Consider the following 17294-nt stretch of genomic DNA (forward strand, 5'->3'; position numbering starts at 1 on the left):
TGTTATTCCTCTTTTTTTAATTCGATACTGCTGTCGCGCACATGTACCAGCAGGTGATAGGTATGTCCGATACCTTCAACAGATGTTATTTGCTTCCATTCTGTAATTTGATCATCAGCGAAATAGGCCACTACGCCGATATAACGTGTTACCGGATTCATTTTTATCAGTGGTAGCGTTTTAATGGTGTTGGGCAGTAAGCTGAAATCCTGGTTGTCGATATAGTTTTTACCCAATACCTCATCAAGCTTGGCACCCGCAATAAGATCAAAATCAGCATCTTGCAGCCTGGAGTCTTCACTCATATAAATAAGCTGAATACTTACCGGCAAACCCTCGCCACTTTCGTTGGCATTAGCGTCCGGCTCGGTCAAAAGTGTGACGACCAGTTCAGAAGGCTGCTCAGCGGCTTCGCCCACTTTAATATTTGGGTCAGCGATCACCTGGCCTAACTTTTTTGCCGTTTCGCATCCGCTAAGTATTCCTGTGATGAGACACAGAATTGCCATCGCCAGGGGCCATCTCCACTTCATAGTGCATCCGACTCCCGGTCTGACCGACGCAATACGCGGTCGTAGACCTGCGCGTAAACCTCATTAAATAATCTTTCGAAACCAAGCTGCCGGCTCGAAGCCAGCTCATCGTAATAGTTGCAGTACATGTTCCATGCCCAGGCATCGTTCATTTCCAGACGTTGTTCGTGGCTGCGGCGGTACTGTGCAAAACGCGTCATTAATTGATTGGGAGAGAAGGCATCAAGCATCATGCGAAGCGCTTCAACGATGGCAGTTTGATTCGCCTGGTTGTGCAGTTTCATATTGCGCAGGCTTTCAGCGACAGCGGCTGGAGCAGACAAATGTACTGGGCTTTTTCCATCGGCAAAGAGTACGTTCAGCGCACTTTCATAGCTCAAATTCAGACGTAACGGGTTATCCTCAAGCGGGCGTAAATGCTTATCAGAAAGGCTATTTTGCTGGTGTTGCAGATCTAACAACCCTTTCACCGCTGCTTGCAAAGTGCGGCCAATCTCTTCCAGAAAATCATCTGCACTTTGCGAGTTGTGCAGTGGAAGTGCATGACCCAAGCCACGCATAAGTGGTGAAACGGCGACATGGTGGTAAGTTAGATCTTTGGCATCGTTGTGGTGTGTCCCTTCATTTTCTTTAGCGCGTAAACTACTGATATCGGGCAAATCCATGAAGTGGTTATCGATGCCACCTTTTCGAGGCGCATCCGAACCCGGCGCGGTAAGCGGGACTTGATGGCTGTACTGCATAAGAGAAGGTTCATCAAAAGCCGAGAATGTTGAATGGTGAGTTGTCAGACTCTCTTTTTGTAGGGCTGCAAGCGGGTCCGAAGAAAAACCATTCACAATCGAAGGCGCGATTTCCCGGTAAGGCAGGGTGCTTTGGTAGCTTGGTTGCCCTTCTGTGGTCAGTAACGTTTCGGTTAACCGATCCTGGTTCATCACAATGGTTTCTGGTGTCGTATTTTGCAGATCTAAATCGTCGCCTTCGCCCAGATGAAATTGTGCTTTTATACGCAGGGTGCCGATGCCGATTTCATCTCCCTGACGCAAACGAATTAAACCCGCGCTCTGAGTTACAGGCGCCTGATTTAGCTGTAAATTTCGCGTGTGTATTTGCAAACAAAAAATGCCGTCTCGCCAGACAACGGAACAGGCTTTCTCATTAATACTTTGCTTGTTGTCCTGTACAGACCAGTAACACATTTCGGTATGGCCAATATCACCGCCTTCTGTCGTAAACAGGCATTTTGCTGCCCGGCCACTTTCCAGTTCATTACCATTCATAATCTGTAATGAAAGTGACGGCTGCTGTTTATCCTCTGCCATATTGCGCTCCGTTTTTAAGGCTCTGGTTACGTTCTCACCGTGATTGTCACGTGAGGATACTGATTGGGTTGGCCGAGAAAACTCGTCCATCCCAGAAGTGAATTTTGTTCATTGCCAAGCGTCATGCCGCCCACTTGTTGCGGGGCAATTCCTAGCCGTAGATCCCAGGCAAATTGGTCACGTAATACAAAGGCAACAAATAGTGTTAATGGCAGGAAATTTTTACCGTTGGGTAAAAAGGAAAGAAATCGTTCACGAGAGAGATTGTTTAGACATAACAAAAATTTGCCACCTCGATCGGGAATATGACCGCCGATAGAGAAGTTCTTACCCAGCACCGATTTTTCCTGATATTTACTACTACCGCACATGACACGGCTTCCCAATCTGTTTTGTTGGTCGGGAGCAATATTGACTTTACGTAATTGCCAGCCGTGTAATGTCACTTCTTCATGATCAAAGCAGTGAGATATCAGGCTGCAAATAACTTCAGGCGAGCGACCTGGGTTTGCCAGCGCTCCAGCGTAAGCCAGCATTTTGCTGTGATTAATCGCCAGGCGGCTGCGAATAGTTTCGCTGCCCAATCCAACAAGTGAATACATTCGTTGAGAAAAGGCATCCACACCACCATTACGGAAACAGGCGTAGTAACGATATTTACGCCAGATATGGTAAATAAATTGAGTCCAGCGGTGAGAAAACATATCGAGAAAATCACCCAGTTTTTTTTCGCCTTGAGCAGAGCCCCAGGCAAGATTATCAAGGTAATAACCCGGTAATGGCGATTGACTGCCATGCAATCCCAGAAAGGTGGTGGTCATAATAAACTGGTCGATTTTATTACGGGTAAGCGCTTGAACATCGCTTTTAGGAAAAGCAATGCTCGCATCAGCTTCAAATCGCAATACTTCATCCTGAGGTTCAGTCTGAAGGGAAATGACCTGATATTTGTCGGTCTGCTTATAAATTGCTTCAACTAAAGCATAAAAATTATAACGACAGACGTCGTGAAAGGGATTGTTCACTTCTAAATCAGCGCGTGCTGACCCATTCTCTCCGGCCATTCGTAACACTCCTGATTATCTATATTGACGACTTTTAATTCGTGGAAGCTATTCACGCTGGCATAGAGCGAAAAAAAGTGGGAAAGTACAGTGCCCAATAAATAAAGTTCACCCTCACAAATGAATGGGGTTTGACGGATATAGATTGTTGACGCTAAACCTCTGATTGGTACACCTTTAAAAAGGTGATCCACGGGTTTGGTTTCAATCTGCTCAATGGCGTCTAGTTTTTGTTGAGATAACCTTGCTGCCTGCGGGTGCTGGATACCCGGCAAATCATAAGTACGAAGTATCTGCTTCAAGGCATCCAGATCCAATAATGAGAGATAGTTAAGACTCATATTCGACAACAGCGACCAATGCAGACTGCCATCAAGAACAGGATATAAAGGCAGTGAGGGACGTGTGACATTACGGAAGGAGGATACCGCGGGGTTTTTTCCCATTGCGCGTTTGATATCACCCGTTTTGAGTTGTGCAGGTAACTCTCTGTTGGTACAAGTTAATTCTGCTGAAACAACCTCATATCCGTCACCACTGTATTCTCTTTCAGATAAGGTACCGTCACCGTGGACAAAGGAAATAAAGTGCTCAAGCCCATGATAGGAAATCGATGTTTTGGATTTAACCCGATAATATAATGCTTCCCGTTGCTGAGAATATTCCACCTGATGCTGAAAACTTTCGAAAGAAGAATAGGTACGTATTGTCGTATCGACTGCTTTTCCTCTATGATTATTATCATAACACCAACCACTTTCGACGCTATTCACTGAGAATATGTCGTAGCACTCAGATAGTCGATGGTTTGCTTTGAGCAAATAATCAGTAGTGGTGTTATTCAACTCAATAGGCTCTGCACTTTGTGAAAAAAGATTCACTGCGGGTGTGCAATATAATCTGACTGAGTCCTGTCTTAACTTTAGATCGGGAGGTAATGGTTTTGAAAAATGCAATCGAAGAGTGAATTTATCCGTGATTGTCTCTGAAGGTAATGAATGAATACCTTTCGCATCGAAAAAGAAAAAGCTATCTAAATAGCATAAGTATTCTTGTAATATACGATATCCGCTATAAACATTCTTTGGATAGGGAAGTATTGCATCCTGTTTTTCAAAACCTACCGGAGTCAGCCTGAAATCAGGCAGACGAATAGTATTTTCACCTACAACTAATTCTGCGTCTGTCATGTACTCGCAGAACCACAGATAGAGTTGATAGCGAGTATAATTATCATCATTACCTAACCAGACGCGTATTTTGTCGAAGTCCAGCGTGCTGATATCCTGCGCTTTACCCAGCACAAATGTTATATCAATCATGCCATGCTTGTGACTGCTATTGGTTGTGACATCATCAATACTGATGGGTAATAACCAAACGTCACGACTTAGCGTGAATATGCATGCAGGTAACGATTCTTCAGAGTGTTGATCGGGTGTTATTCCAGCGGAGTCATTTGATGCACTCATGACCTGCGAATCAGCACTCACTAAAAATGCAGTGGTTACTGTTTTCGGATTGGGTGTGTATTCAATGATTGTCATACTCGGTGTTGGCCGTAGGTAATTTGGCCACAATAAATTGAGCAGACTATGAGTCAATTCAGGAAATTCATCTTCAATTCTGGATCGTAAATTACCCGATAAAAAAGCAAACCCCTCTAACAGGCGTTCAACGTCAGGGTCAGCTTCTTTTTCTGCCAGAAAGGGAGCTAAATGGGGTTTTTCTTTAGCCAGTAGCTTTCCTAACTGACGAAGATAATCCAGTTCTTCTCGAAAATACCTTTCCTCAAATGACATATAACTTAATCCAGATGGTAGTGATATTGGTTGTCTAATTGCATATTAAATTCCACGACATCCTTACGGCCGTTAAAGTCTAAATGCGCCACAATATGAAAATTAAGATCCATGGGGTCATATCCATCACTGCTTACAGCATGGACATCTGCTTGCTTTATACGAGGTTCGTAATCTTCAATACATTTCTTGATGGCTTCTTCGACCGTTTTTCGAAAATCTGCTGTTGAGGCCGTTGCGTCGTTTAAATCGATGACACCTAATTGCAGTGTGCTTTGAGAACTGCCAGGCCTGGAATTAAGGATGCTGCGCAAGTTACGTTTAATCGATAATTGTAAACTCTCGATTTGCATTGAACGTGAATGACCTGATGAACCATTTTCAATACGCTCAAATAAACTGGCTGATGCTTCTCTTTTCCGGCCTGGCGTTATCATAATTATTCCTTGTCAAGCCTGCCAACAAGAGACAATTCAAAGTTGGCACCCATATATTTAAAGTGAGGGCGAACTGAAATAGCGACCTGATACCAACCCGGCTCACCGTCAACATCTAATACATCAATTTTGGCTGCGCGCAGAGGTTTGCGACTGCGGACATCTGCTGGCGGATTCTCCTGATCGGCAATGTACTGCTTAATCCAGTTATTCAGTTCACGTTCCAGATCATTACGAACCTTCCATGAACCGATTTGCTCGCGCTGTAGCACTTTAATGTAGTGAGCCAGACGGTTGATGATGAACATATAAGGTAATTGCGTACCCAGCTTATAGTTGGTTTGCGCAACTTTTCCTTCAGGGGTGCCAGGGAATTTCCTTGGTTTTTGTACCGAGTTTGCTGAGAAAAACGCGGCGTTATTGCTGCCTTTACGCATGGTTAACGTAATAAAACCTTCCTCGGCAAGTTCAAATTCACGGCGGTCTGTGACGAGAATTTCGGTAGGGATTTTTGCCTGAGTCTGCCCAAGAGCGTCAAACATATGTACGGGTAAATCGTTCACCGCACCGCCACTTTGAGGGCCAATGATATTTGGACACCAACGATATTTAGCAAAGCTATCTGTCAGGCTGCTCGCCAGTAAGAAGGCGGTATTACCCCATAAGTAATCTTCGTGGTGATGGCTAACATCTTCTTGAAAATTAAAGTTTTTAATAGGGTTTTCGATTGGTGAGTAGGGCAGGCGTAACAAGAAACGTGGCGCCGTTAGTCCCAGATATCGGGCATCTTCAGATTCCCGTAATGCACGCCATTTTGTATAAGACGGGCCTTCAAAAATGGAGGCAACATCTTTGATTGTTGGCAGTTCAGTAAAGGATTTTAGACCAAAGAAATCAGGCGATACGGATGTCAGGAACGGGGCGTGAGCCATTGCGCCAACAGCGCTGACATAATTCAGTAGCTTCATGTCTTGAGCGTTATTGTTAAACGCGTAGCTACCGATAATCGAAGCAATTGGTTCACCGCCGAACTGACCATAACCTGATGAATAAACGTGCTTATAAAATCCGGATTGAACAATCTCAGGAGCGAATTCAAAATCTTCCAACAACTCTTCTTTAGTTGCATGCAGGATATTGATTTTTATGTTTTCTTTAAAATCTGTCCGGTCAACCAGCAACTTCATCGAACGCCAAAATGACTCAACTTGCTGGAATGGCTCAGCATGCAAAATGTGATTCATTTGCTTACTTATTTTGCCATCCAGTTCAGCAATCATGCGATCAACTGCAAGTTTATTAACAGGATCCTGGTGATTACCCGTTTGCAGAATACTGGTTACGAAAGCGGCAATACCCTGGCGCGCGACATCATAACCGTCAGACTCTGGCTGAATACGGGTTTGCGCCATAATCTCATCCAGAAGTGATGTTGATTTAGTAGCAGCTCCCGCTAAGGGCGAGGAAAGTTCTTCCTGTAACGACATGTTCAAAATCCTTCTTAAAATTATGCCTTATTGACGATATCTAGCTCTTTAAGGAGTTGGGCACGCGATTCTTCCTGATCCAGCAATGCCTGTAACTGGGTACGGAAAGCAGGAACATTCCCCATTGGCCCTTTTAACGCGACCAAAGCTTCACGTAACTCCAGCAATTTTCTGAGTTCAGGAACTTGTCTGGCGATATTATCCGGGGAGAAATCTTCGAGTGATTTCACGTCAAGCTCGACCTGAAGTTCTTCACCTTTCTTCGTGCTCAGGGCGTTCCCTACGCTAAAGTTCAGGTTGATTCCCGTTTCGCTCATTACTGCGTTAAAATTATTTTTATTGATAGAAACTGTATTGCGTTCATCCAGCTGTGAATCTTCTTCACGGCCTTTCATATCGCCAACGACTAATAAATTTAGCGGTAATTCAATTTCTGAATTTAACCCATCAGCTTTGGGAACATAACGAATGTTGATCCGTTCTTTAGGCGCGACGCTGCCGTCTTTATTGTTACTCATATTTACTTACCCTTGTGTTACGCACTTATTGGTATGCCTGGCATTGGTTGACTGGCGTTAGTTAATAAATAGTTAGGGCTGATTTGTTATTTGTCAGAGTAATAGTTTCTGAATGGTGGCTACGTTAGCACTATAAGCCAGCGTTTTGTACAGATACAAAAGTACAGAAACCGACTTCTAATTATGTTTTTTTTGTTGTGGTTTTATGTTTGCAGTTGGAGTGTAATGAGAGAACGCTCCTTTATTTGTCACTGTATTATTTTTTCGTATGCTTGAGAGTGTACTCATAATTTTTATAACTCCTTAAGGTAGGGATACGGACATTGCTCTGTATTTTTGTTCTTTCGCCTTTTTGCTGGTGTTATTTTGTCGCCTGGTTTCGTTTTGTTTTGTTTGCCAGTTTAAAATTTTAAATGATGTAAATCACTCTAGTTCATTCATATTACTGATGTGTATGACGTAGTTGGCAAACCAAATGAATGTTAAGAAATCATCGTTGATTAATAGTGATGTTTATTACTTACAGGAGTTTTTCAATGCCAACCCCATGTTATATATCAATGAATGGTCAGACTCAGGGCAATATTACTGCTGGGGCTTTCACCGCTGAATCCGTCGGAAATATTTATGTTCAGGGGCATGAAGATGAAATGCTGGTGCAAGAGTTCCAGCATATCGTTACCGTACCTACCGACCCACAATCAGGCCAGCCTGCTGGGCAGCGTGCTCATAAGCCTTTCATTTTCACTGTAGCGCTTAATAAAGCCGTACCACTGCTTTATAACGCGCTGGCATCAGGCGAAATGTTGCCAACAACAGAGCTGAAATGGTTCCGTACTTCTGTAGAGGGTAAGCAAGAACATTTCTTTACTACCCGCCTGACAGATTCAACCATTGTGGATATCAATTGCCATATGCCACATTGCCAGGACGCTACCAAGCGTGAATTCACCCAATTAATCCAGGTTTCACTGGCTTATCGCAAAATTGAGTGGGAACACACTTCTGCGGGTACTTCTGGCGCTGACGACTGGCGTGCACCACTGGAATCTTAATTCCGGGTTAAAGGTAATAACGTCCTGCATGCAGGACGTTATTTTACTGTATCCCTGAAGGAGTATTTTATGGCTTCAGACGGCACCCGCTTTACCTTCACCGCGGGGCGCACTCCGGCGGACACCTTTGCGGTGGTGGGCTTTAAATTAAAGCAGTCTCTCTCTTCGCTATTCACTCTGGATATCACCGTGGCCTGCAATGACCCGGCGATTGGCTTTAAAGCCATTCTCGACGAATACGCGTTGCTCACCATCTGGCAGGGTGACGTGATTAAGCGCCGGGTGCGGGGTATTGTCACCTTCTGCGAACAGGGTGACAGTGGCAAGCACCAGACGCTCTACCGCATGACGGTACGCCCGGAGTTCTGGCGCAGTTCACAGCGGCAGAACTGCCGCAGTTTTCAGAACTACGACATCCAGTACATCTTCGCAAAGTTGCTGAAAGAAATGCGTATCCGCACGCATGACGCGCTGTTTCGCCGCCCGCATCCGGCGCGCGAATTCTGCGTGCAGTTTATGGAGTCGGATTACGATTTCATCGCCCGTCTCGCCGCCGAAGAAGGCATTTTTTTCTTCGAGGATGAATATCTCGATGACAGCGACCAGAAACTGACTTTCACCGATGACCGCTGCAACCTGCGCGGCCTCGGGGCGTTCCCCTATAACCCGAATGCCGCCTCTGAATCGTCCACCTACTGCATCAACACCTTTTGCCGCAGCGCGCAAATCCGCCCGGCGAAAGTCACTACCCAGGATTACACCTTCACCGCGCCCGGCTGGCAGGCGCAGTACCAGGAAGAAGGCGCGGACCTGTCTTATCAGCGCCCGGACTATGAGATTTTTGACTATCCGGGGCGTTTTAAGGATGAACAGCACGGGGCTGATTTTGCGAAATATCAGATGGACGGCTGGCGTAATAACGTCGATTTTGCCAGCGGCACCAGCAACTCCCCGCAGCTCCAGCCGGGGCGCTGGTTCACCCTTACCGACCATCCGCGTGAAGATTTAAACAGCCCGTGGCAGGTGGTGTCGAGCGAGATTTCCGGCAACCAGCCGCAGGCGCAAATCGGCAGTTCAGGCCAGGGCACCACGCTCACCAACCGCTTTTATGTTATTCCGGCCACCCAGACCTGGCGCCCGACACCGTTGCCGAAACCGCTGGTGGACGGCCCGCAAATCGGCATTGTCACCGGTCCTGCCGGGGAAGAAATCTACTGCGACGAACACGGTCGCGTGACGGTGAAATTTGCCTGGGACCGCTACAACAAAACCAACGAGGAAAGCTCGTGCTGGGTGCGCGTCTCGCAGGCATGGGCGGGCACCGGATTCGGCAACATCGCCATCCCCCGCGTCGGCCAGGAAGTGATTGTCGATTTCCTCAACGGCGACCCGGACCAGCCGATTATCACCGGGCGCACCTATCACGCTGCCAACCGCGCACCGGGCGACCTGCCGGGCACCAAAACCCAGATGGCGATACGCTCGCAGACGTATAAGGGTGCCGGGTACAACGAACTGATGTTTGAGGACCAGACAGGCCAGGAGCTGCTGTCGATGCATGCCCAGAAGGACATGAAGACGGTGGTGCTCAATAACCGCGACACCAATGTGAAAGTCGACCACCGCGAAACCATCGGCAATAACCAGCAGGTGACGGTCGGGCTGGGGCAGACGGTGATTGTAGGTAAGGAGAATGCCGGAGGTCATGACCAGAGTGTTACGGTGACTCACGATCAAAACGTGAGTGTCGGGAATAATCAGACGTTGAAAGTGACTAAAGATCGTAAGAAAGATGTAGGTAATAATCAGGACAGCAAGGTGATCGGATACGATACCGAAAAAGTGGATAAATCCCAGAATATTACGATAGGGAAAGATTACACCCTCACGGTTACTGATAGCTTGACCATCAAAGTTGGAGAGTGTGAGCTGAAAATGAACAAGGACGGTACCATCATGATGAACGGTGTGAAGATCCAGTTTAAGGCAGATGACAGTATTAAAGGCGTCGCCAGTACTGTGCATTTCAACTGATACTACAGAGGCTACACTATGTTGACCCGGACACTACGTCCCCGGCTTGCTGAACAATACACCGATATGCTGGCCCAAGATTATCGCCTGCGGAATGTGCTGTTGTCGTCATACCATCATGATTTTAGCGATCTAATGCAATTTGACCAGCGAATGCAGACGTATCTGGACGGTATGTTGTTGCTGAAAGATGAAACAGCAGAGTACTTGCGGGGGCTATTACAGGGGGTGTTATCAACGGGGGAGTTGTTCGCTGTGGCGCTTTTTGCAGCAAATACGAATGATGAATTGCTTCTCTCCGGATGTATGGGATTAGTTCAGGCAATGCCCCGTCTGTTACCTGCTCTCTGTTCCGTAATTAACTGGATGCCTGCCCGATCCAATATATGGCCAATGGTATTGTCACTTCCGGTTTGCAGGGCTTACGCAACAGCTACCCTAAATGACAATGTCCATACAGCATCTGTAATGTTCAATCAACAGGATATCCAGGGACTTATTGAGCAGGGCTGGTGTGTTGATTTCCTGCTAAATATTCTGCGAAGGACTGCTTCACCATTATTTGTTCCTACCATGGAAACCGTATTTTCCTCCGGTCGGGATAATCTTATATTACAGGGATGCAGGGCAATTTTATGTTCAAGTTTGCCACCGGATGAACACACCAATGCAGCCACCGCACACCTTCACTTGCTGACTCACAGTAAAAAAGCCGATATTCGGGCCTCCGCTGTCAAATATCTATTAACACACCGTGCTGGAAATTCCCAGACTCTGATAAGTCGGCTAGACGAAGAAAGCATTGATACCCGATTACTGATACAGGCTATGGGCTGGTCTGGGAAGGCAGACTTTATTCCTTCCCTGATGACTTACTTTGATATACCTGAATATGCCCGACTAAGTGCGTTATCCGTCATTACCATTACCGGATCGTTACCTGAACAGGACGGCTGGCAGTATAAGAAAGAAGAAATACACCCCAGAGTAATATCTGAGTCAGCTGACATTCCAGAGAGTGATCCGGAGCAGGGTGTGTGCTGGCCAGCGAGAAAAGCTTTTGATTGCTGGTGGGAAACTCATCAGGGCAGTTTTTCATCGGATACACAGTATCTGTGTGGGCAACCTACAACATCGGAAGGATTGAGCGCGGTTCTGAAGAAAGGTTATTTGAACTTACGTCCTCTGGCGTTGCTACGGATGTGCGAATTTTCTGATCGAGCCACTCTGCCTGCTTTAAGCCAGTTATAACTACTGAAAATTGAGGGAGCACTAATGCAACAAACATTAATAAAGGCCGCCGCGCATGATGACAGAAAAGAAGAAACCGATAAAAAATCAGTGGTGCCGGAAGAATTGATTTTCACGGCACAGCAAAAAATCACTCTTAGTTGCGGCAAATCATGTATCACGCTTTACCCCAACGGTAAGGTCGTAATCAAAGGTGAATACATCCTAAGCGATGCAGAAGGTGTAAACCGTCTTTCTGGTGCACGCATTGAGGTTAACTAATCCATTTTCCTGAGACTATATAACCATAGAACATTAATTTCGCGTGGGAACACAGACAGGACGCATCGGCTAACCGGAGTAGCAACATGTGGCAAGTAAAAAATCAGACCCCCTATGCAGTAAAAGGAAGCTGGATAAGAAACAGGTATGGCGAAGAGGTCTGGACCATCGTACTGAAGGCGACCTGGGATATATTGCCAGATGGCACAACAATGCTGTCCGCCATCCAGCCACCGATTAATACCGGGCCAGTATTTCAGGATGACGGCAGGACATTATTATATGACACTGATTTTGGCCCCACAAAAACAGCAACCGATATTGTGCTGAATGGGCACGCCCATTCGCCAGATGGGAAAGTGGTCAGTGTTCTACCCGCCGGACTAAAAGTTGGAAATGTGACCCGGCTTGCTCGTGTTTATGGTGAGCGGATATGGGACGGTAGTCAGTACAGCCCTCCGGTCCCTTTCAGAAAAATGCCTCTCAGTTATAACAAAATGAGCAGGGGAAGCTATTTACCTGCATGTATGAGTGATTTTAATCCTGTGGGTGTTTCTGTCGAGGCTGTTTCTGAAAAAGGAATCTCAGTCTTACCTAATATTGAGTTTTATGGTGACGAGGATGCCCCCGGATTTGGTGCGCTGTCGCGGCAATGGCCTGGTCGCTCACAGTTTGCCGGGACCTATGATGAAAACTGGCAACGACATCGTGCCCCATTACAGCCGGACGACCTGGATGAACGCTACTGGCAATGTGCGCCACCACCGCTGTATGCAGGAGGGCGACTGAAAGGTGGTGAAGTGGTCTGCTTGGGGAACCTTACACCGCCCAACTACGGTTGTAACGGGCTGCTGATTTTTAACCTCCCCCGCATTGTTCCTGCATTCAGAACGCAGTTTTATGATGGCAGTGTACGTTTCCACCAAGCCACTTTGCATATGGTCATTATTGAGTCCGATTTTCCACGCGTCAGTTTGGTCTGGCACAGCGCACTACTCTGCCATCACCTGGTTAATCAGCTTGAATCCACTACCATTTCAGAAAAACGCCGTATATTTGTCAGAACAAAAGTGCCCCCTACACGATTTCCTGAATGGGAGATGTTACTGTGACAGCCATTATTGCTGCGGCCTGTACTCACCCTTCCGGTCCTGAGCTAGCGCTTGCCGACATTGCTCACCGCCTCCGGTTTGCTCTGATACGTAAACATCCCTTGTGGACCGACCGCTGCCATGTACCGGTAAAGGCCTGCTATTTCCCGGAAATAGCCTCTGCCTCTCTGGTTGAACGTTTTCAGCGGTTGTTCCGGCAAATATTAGCGGAACTGACGACTAACCTGCCTGAACTGAAACACTCCCCGCCAGGAGTGGTAGGGGTGCTCCTCCCTCCACTGAACAGGCCTGGGGTCACATCAGTATTGACAGCCACAGCAAAAGAAGCTGTGCTGGAATGTACCGGTTGGCATAACACACCCGTTCTTATTCTGCATGGTGGGCGGGCCGACACCGTCGCTCTGATGAACTTGCTCGTTGATCAACCGCTACAGCAAGGAGTAACCCGTGTCCTGCTGGCGGTGGATTCATGGCTGTCTCCTCCCTCTCTGATGTGGCTGGATGATGAAAATTTGCTCCACGGCGCACATCGGCTATTCCACCGGGACGTGCGCGTCAATCCTTATGGGCGTGTGCCATCGGAAGGAGCAGCAGCACTGGTTCTGGCATCCACGTCCACAGATCTCCAGCCCTGGTGTCACATTCGTGGTGCGGGGCAGGCTATTGAGGACGTGCTGTATTCAGACAACGGTGTATGTCTGGCCAGAGGGTTGCGCATGGCGGCATTACGCGCGCTGAAGTCAGCAAATATTCCCTCAGTACGCCATATCGTCAGCGATTTTAACGGTGAGCCTTATCGTGCAGACGAACTGGGTTTTACCTTGCCCATGCTGCGGGATTACACTGGCAATACACTCATACGGGAAATTCCTGTGCTGGCGTCAGGTGACTTGGGGTGTGCCAGTTTACTGGCACATATGGCACTAACTGCTTGGCGGATGCATTCATCGGAACAATCCGGCGATACGCTGCTGCTCTCTTCTTCGGATGATGGGCAGCGTGGTGCGGTGGTGATGTCGAAGAAGCCAGGAATCTTGATATGTTAACTATTAATATTAACGGAATAACGCTGTGCCACAAAGGCAGTGAGGGTGTGAGCCACAACACGTTACCGGATGTGTGCAAAACCCCGCCTTTTGGCATTCCGATCCCTTATGAGAATGAAGCGTATTCCGCAGATCTGGTCAAAGGTACGGTCAGTGTTTTTGCGGATGGTGGTAACATAATAGCCAACATGGGCTCGCAGTTTGCCCGCAGCGTATTTGACGAACCCGGCAGCATGGGGGGAGTGATATCCGGTACCAACAAAGCCGAAACAGACTGGATATCTCATTCATTCGATGTCTTTTTTGAGAAAAAACCTGCATGTCGTTTAACCGATAAGCTGTTCATGAACCATGGGAACACTGTCAATATGGCGGGGTTAATACAGGCTCCTCTACCTCCCGTTTCTGAGTTGGATGATGATACATTTTCGAAAGTTGCCTCACCAGAGCCCTTAGAGGCTTCGTTTACTCCTTATACTTCGGATACAACAGATACTGCAGATCTGGACGACAGCGCGCCACCGGAATCGCCTGAGATCAAACAGTACAAACCTGTTATTCGGTTACAGGATGCGCCAGGTGTGAACGGCCTGCCATTCATCGCAAAAAACTGGTATATCGTTATTGCGAAATCATATTTACAGGCGATTATGACCGACCAGTCTGTTATGGCGGGAACTAGCGATAGTTCAGGATATTTGCTCAGCACGGAAGAACAGGAGCACGAATTAATGCAGTTATATCATAAAACGCCATCTCAACTGTGGCTGGTTGAAGGGGGGCGCGCGCATCAAATATCATTTTACCGGGTAGGAACCAAACAGTCTGAATTTGTTCGTGATTACTACGCACAGGATACGATGGGATATCACCTCAGTTTTAATCAGGTTATTGCAAGCCGACCGGGAATGAGGCTATGGGACTGCGTCAGGCGTGAGTCGGATGTAACAGGTGGTGGTTCATTGCTTGATTTACTCATGGAGGAAAAATAATCATGGCATCGACGACTCTTGATGACGGTATGAATCATTGCAGTATCTATTTTACTGAAGATAAAGAGAAGAGTTATAGGGCCGCTGCAACTCACAGTCACTGGGTGAATTATTCCCTTGGTAACGGTTCTTCGTCTCAAAACTTTGCAGATTTCACTGAAGGCAACAAAGTAGAGTATTTTCTCGGTGGTAAAGCTTATTTTGCAGAACTCCTGGTAGCTTTTAAGCAGGCGACTAAAAGCATTTACATCACAGGCTGGCAGGTAAATTGGGATGCACAACTGGCAGAAGGAATTCGCCTGATAGATGCACTCCTTGACGCTGCGAAGAATTCTCCACAACTTAAAATATATCTCATGCCTTGGGCAAACCCAGCTCAGGTTGAAACCTATGCCGCAGCCACAGAACGGGTCTTTGCGGCCATGAACAGCCACCGCGAAATTAAACGCAGTGCTTTCCATGTTCAGCGTGCAGACTCCAAATCTGGCCTATTCTTTTCCCATCATCAGAAATGCGTGATCATTGATGAGAAGCGAGCATTTGTCGGTGGCATAGACCTGGCCTACGGGCGTTATGATGGCCATTACGGACTAATTGCAGATGCAGATGGCCGCCAGGGGCTGAATATGTATAACCCTTGCCTCCCGCCGATTGCTTCTGGTAAGGGTTATAATCCGATGGAAGAAGATGTATTTCACGGACCACTACGGGATGAAACGAGTGCAGTAGATGAAATCAGCGTGGAACATATCATTGATGCGGTTTTAAAACATCAATATGGGCAGTCACCGGGCCCTTCACGGCAGACTCTTTACACAGATCCTACCATCCAACCACGGATGCCTTGGCAGGATTACCAGGTACAGATTGACGGCCCGGCGGTTGATGACCTAGTACGTAACTTTGTGCTGCGCTGGAACAGTTACCCACACTTCAAACCAGATAATGCGTTAAAAACAGATGTTCCTGAGCTGGCGATGCCCTCAATACCGTCAGAGAAAAAAGGCACTTGCCAGGTACAGGTTCTGCGCAGTGCCTCTCTGAAGATGCGCGAGGATGAATATGTATGTATGCCACAAGTAGCCCCAGAGCCGGGACTGAAACAGGATGATATTCTGCGTAGCATTCACCTACTTATCAGTAAAGCCGAGCACTATATCTATATTGAGAATCAGTTCTTTGTGTCGGCATTCGGTGAGTCGTCTGTTGAGGATAAAACACTTTTAAGTCCTGTGGCGGACAGCCTTAATCCCTCCACCAGCGCCTGGGCCACCCGGATGATGCCTGATGATGATGCGCCGCAGAATCCGGTGGCAGAATGGCTGGGGGACAGGTTAAAAAGGATAATCTTCAGCAATATGCCTCAGCCGTTCCATATATACATTGTGTTGCCGGTTCACCCTGAAGGGAAACTAAACGACCCGACCATTGTGGCGCAAATCCATTTAACTCGGCAGTCGTTGGTCTCCGGCTCACATAGCCTACTGAACCGAATTCGCCGCAATCTTTGGATAAAACAGCAGCTTGAGACGCAGGGGATACCGCGTGTTGCGTGGGAAGGCCGGATACGGCAGTTGGAGCGGACATGTGGTGATGAATACCTGAAAATCGATTTATCTGAATGTAACCAGTATGTCACGCTGCTGAACCTCCGCGACCATGCTCAATTAAACAGCATGGCGGTGACCGAACAGATTTACGTGCACAGTAAGCTGATGATTGTTGATGACCGCTATGTGCTGGTGGGCAGCGCCAATATTAACGATCGAAGTCTGATGGGCGACAGGGACTCGGAGCTGGCGGTACTGATATCAGACACCGCTCACGGTTCTACCGACCTGGACGGTACGGGCATTGCTTCACCGTACCGTAATTTTGCGCGGGAGTTGCGGCAAAACGCCTGGCGTAAATGGCTGGGCAGTGCTGCGGGAGAGTGTGCGGAAGCATTGGATAAACCGGCAACAGGCTGGGGGGGAATTCAGGAGTTAGCGCGGAAAAATGCCAGAGCTTATGAGGATGTTTTTAATTTTATCCCGAAAAGTTACGTGAGTACTGGTATTGACTCATCTGAAAAACCAGATTCTGTTCCCGCCGAAAAAATGGTTGAGGAATCACCAGCATCACTCTGGTCAATGATGAAATCTAATACAATGCCTGATGATAATGCCATGTATATGCCCTTCACCGAGACCTTCTGGCAGCATTATAAATACCTGGATAATGGGTCATTAAAGGCGAAAGTTAAAGGCTATTTTACTGCTCTGCCAATGCGGTGGACTGAGGGTGAGAATAATTTAATTCCATATAATATGCGGCTAATTGCCAGTAATAATATACCAGAGGGTAAGGATAACCAGACTGTATAATAGCGATGAACATG

15 protein-coding genes are annotated in these 17294 nt (G+C 47.2%); 8 read left to right on the forward strand and 7 right to left on the reverse strand.

Translation table 11 applies throughout. The annotated features are described in order from the left end of the window. Nucleotides 1-2 precede the first annotated feature (2 nt). The 7 genes from tssJ to tssB are packed head-to-tail and all read right to left on the reverse strand — an operon-like array spanning nt 3 to nt 7163. Nucleotides 3-533, reverse strand: a complete 531-nt coding sequence (tssJ, locus tag AC0IWZ_RS03280; RefSeq protein ID WP_410372430.1) for a type VI secretion system lipoprotein TssJ — start codon at nt 531-533, stop codon at nt 3-5. Further along, nucleotides 530-1855 (reverse strand): type VI secretion system-associated FHA domain protein TagH, encoded by a 1326-nt coding sequence (tagH, locus tag AC0IWZ_RS03285; RefSeq protein ID WP_471680487.1) that lies wholly within the window; start codon nt 1853-1855, stop codon nt 530-532. Before tagH ends, tssJ begins: the two co-directional genes overlap by 4 nt. Before the next feature lie 26 nt (nt 1856-1881). Further along, nucleotides 1882-2919, reverse strand: a complete 1038-nt coding sequence (gene tssG, locus AC0IWZ_RS03290; RefSeq protein WP_471678168.1) for a type VI secretion system baseplate subunit TssG — start codon at nt 2917-2919, stop codon at nt 1882-1884. Beyond that, nucleotides 2883-4721 (reverse strand): type VI secretion system baseplate subunit TssF, encoded by a 1839-nt coding sequence (tssF, locus tag AC0IWZ_RS03295; RefSeq protein WP_471678167.1) that lies wholly within the window; start codon nt 4719-4721, stop codon nt 2883-2885. The genes tssG and tssF overlap by 37 nt, the downstream gene beginning before the upstream one ends. Before the next feature lie 5 nt (nt 4722-4726). Then, nucleotides 4727-5158, reverse strand: coding sequence for a type VI secretion system baseplate subunit TssE (gene tssE, locus AC0IWZ_RS03300; RefSeq protein ID WP_172895458.1), 432 nt, complete (start codon nt 5156-5158; stop codon nt 4727-4729). A 2-nt stretch (nt 5159-5160) separates the two neighbouring features. Further along, nucleotides 5161-6645 carry a type VI secretion system contractile sheath large subunit gene (tssC, locus tag AC0IWZ_RS03305; protein ID WP_410372426.1) on the reverse strand — a complete coding sequence of 495 codons (1485 nt, stop codon included), beginning with the start codon at nt 6643-6645 and terminating at the stop codon, nt 5161-5163. 20 nt (nt 6646-6665) lie between these two features. Beyond that, nucleotides 6666-7163, reverse strand: a complete 498-nt coding sequence (gene tssB, locus AC0IWZ_RS03310) for a type VI secretion system contractile sheath small subunit (protein WP_410372425.1) — start codon at nt 7161-7163, stop codon at nt 6666-6668. Nucleotides 7164-7699: 536 nt separating this feature from the next. Between tssB and AC0IWZ_RS03315 the strand changes: the two genes are divergently transcribed. The 8 genes from AC0IWZ_RS03315 (at nt 7700) to AC0IWZ_RS03350 (ending at nt 17280) form a co-directional block, all read left to right on the forward strand. Continuing rightward, nucleotides 7700-8218, forward strand: coding sequence for an Hcp family type VI secretion system effector (locus AC0IWZ_RS03315; protein ID WP_172895455.1), 519 nt, complete (start codon nt 7700-7702; stop codon nt 8216-8218). 69 nt (nt 8219-8287) lie between these two features. Further along, the gene (locus tag AC0IWZ_RS03320) at nt 8288-10252 is read left to right on the forward strand and encodes a type VI secretion system Vgr family protein (RefSeq protein WP_471678166.1); all 1965 of its coding nucleotides are present in this window, start codon (nt 8288-8290) and stop codon (nt 10250-10252) included. 18 nt (nt 10253-10270) lie between these two features. Beyond that, the gene (locus AC0IWZ_RS03325) at nt 10271-11503 is read left to right on the forward strand and encodes a hypothetical protein (RefSeq protein WP_471678165.1); all 1233 of its coding nucleotides are present in this window, start codon (nt 10271-10273) and stop codon (nt 11501-11503) included. A gap of 24 nt (nt 11504-11527) precedes the next feature. Beyond that, complete coding sequence (locus tag AC0IWZ_RS03330; protein ID WP_471678164.1) at nt 11528-11764, forward strand: hypothetical protein; 237 nt, start codon at nt 11528-11530, stop codon at nt 11762-11764. 86 nt (nt 11765-11850) lie between these two features. Beyond that, entirely contained in the window at nt 11851-12876 is a 1026-nt protein-coding gene (locus tag AC0IWZ_RS03335) for a DUF2169 family type VI secretion system accessory protein (protein ID WP_471678163.1), read from the forward strand. Then, nucleotides 12858-13922 (forward strand): hypothetical protein, encoded by a 1065-nt coding sequence (locus AC0IWZ_RS03340; protein WP_471678162.1) that lies wholly within the window; start codon nt 12858-12860, stop codon nt 13920-13922. Before AC0IWZ_RS03335 ends, AC0IWZ_RS03340 begins: the two co-directional genes overlap by 19 nt. Further along, complete coding sequence (locus AC0IWZ_RS03345; protein ID WP_471678161.1) at nt 13916-14914, forward strand: DUF4150 domain-containing protein; 999 nt, start codon at nt 13916-13918, stop codon at nt 14912-14914. The genes AC0IWZ_RS03340 and AC0IWZ_RS03345 overlap by 7 nt, the downstream gene beginning before the upstream one ends. A gap of 2 nt (nt 14915-14916) precedes the next feature. Next, nucleotides 14917-17280 (forward strand): phospholipase D-like domain-containing protein, encoded by a 2364-nt coding sequence (locus tag AC0IWZ_RS03350; RefSeq protein WP_471678160.1) that lies wholly within the window; start codon nt 14917-14919, stop codon nt 17278-17280. Nucleotides 17281-17294: the final 14 nt, after the last annotated feature.

It is taken from the genome of Buttiauxella sp. AC142 (genome assembly GCF_979253435.1).

What these genes read in the sequence shown, in the direction of transcription:
- tssJ (WP_410372430.1), bottom strand. Translation starts at nt 533, where the DNA reads ATGAAGTGGAGATGGCCCCTGGCGATGGCAATTCTGTGTCTCATCACA.
- tagH (WP_471680487.1), bottom strand. Translation starts at nt 1,855, where the DNA reads ATGGCAGAGGATAAACAGCAGCCGTCACTTTCATTACAGATTATGAAT.
- tssG (WP_471678168.1), bottom strand. Translation starts at nt 2,919, where the DNA reads ATGGCCGGAGAGAATGGGTCAGCACGCGCTGATTTAGAAGTGAACAAT.
- tssF (WP_471678167.1), bottom strand. Translation starts at nt 4,721, where the DNA reads ATGTCATTTGAGGAAAGGTATTTTCGAGAAGAACTGGATTATCTTCGT.
- tssE (WP_172895458.1), bottom strand. Translation starts at nt 5,158, where the DNA reads ATGATAACGCCAGGCCGGAAAAGAGAAGCATCAGCCAGTTTATTTGAG.
- tssC (WP_410372426.1), bottom strand. Translation starts at nt 6,645, where the DNA reads ATGTCGTTACAGGAAGAACTTTCCTCGCCCTTAGCGGGAGCTGCTACT.
- tssB (WP_410372425.1), bottom strand. Translation starts at nt 7,163, where the DNA reads ATGAGTAACAATAAAGACGGCAGCGTCGCGCCTAAAGAACGGATCAAC.
- AC0IWZ_RS03315 (WP_172895455.1), top strand. Translation starts at nt 7,700, where the DNA reads ATGCCAACCCCATGTTATATATCAATGAATGGTCAGACTCAGGGCAAT.
- AC0IWZ_RS03320 (WP_471678166.1), top strand. Translation starts at nt 8,288, where the DNA reads ATGGCTTCAGACGGCACCCGCTTTACCTTCACCGCGGGGCGCACTCCG.
- AC0IWZ_RS03325 (WP_471678165.1), top strand. Translation starts at nt 10,271, where the DNA reads ATGTTGACCCGGACACTACGTCCCCGGCTTGCTGAACAATACACCGAT.
- AC0IWZ_RS03330 (WP_471678164.1), top strand. Translation starts at nt 11,528, where the DNA reads ATGCAACAAACATTAATAAAGGCCGCCGCGCATGATGACAGAAAAGAA.
- AC0IWZ_RS03335 (WP_471678163.1), top strand. Translation starts at nt 11,851, where the DNA reads ATGTGGCAAGTAAAAAATCAGACCCCCTATGCAGTAAAAGGAAGCTGG.
- AC0IWZ_RS03340 (WP_471678162.1), top strand. Translation starts at nt 12,858, where the DNA reads ATGGGAGATGTTACTGTGACAGCCATTATTGCTGCGGCCTGTACTCAC.
- AC0IWZ_RS03345 (WP_471678161.1), top strand. Translation starts at nt 13,916, where the DNA reads ATGTTAACTATTAATATTAACGGAATAACGCTGTGCCACAAAGGCAGT.
- AC0IWZ_RS03350 (WP_471678160.1), top strand. Translation starts at nt 14,917, where the DNA reads ATGGCATCGACGACTCTTGATGACGGTATGAATCATTGCAGTATCTAT.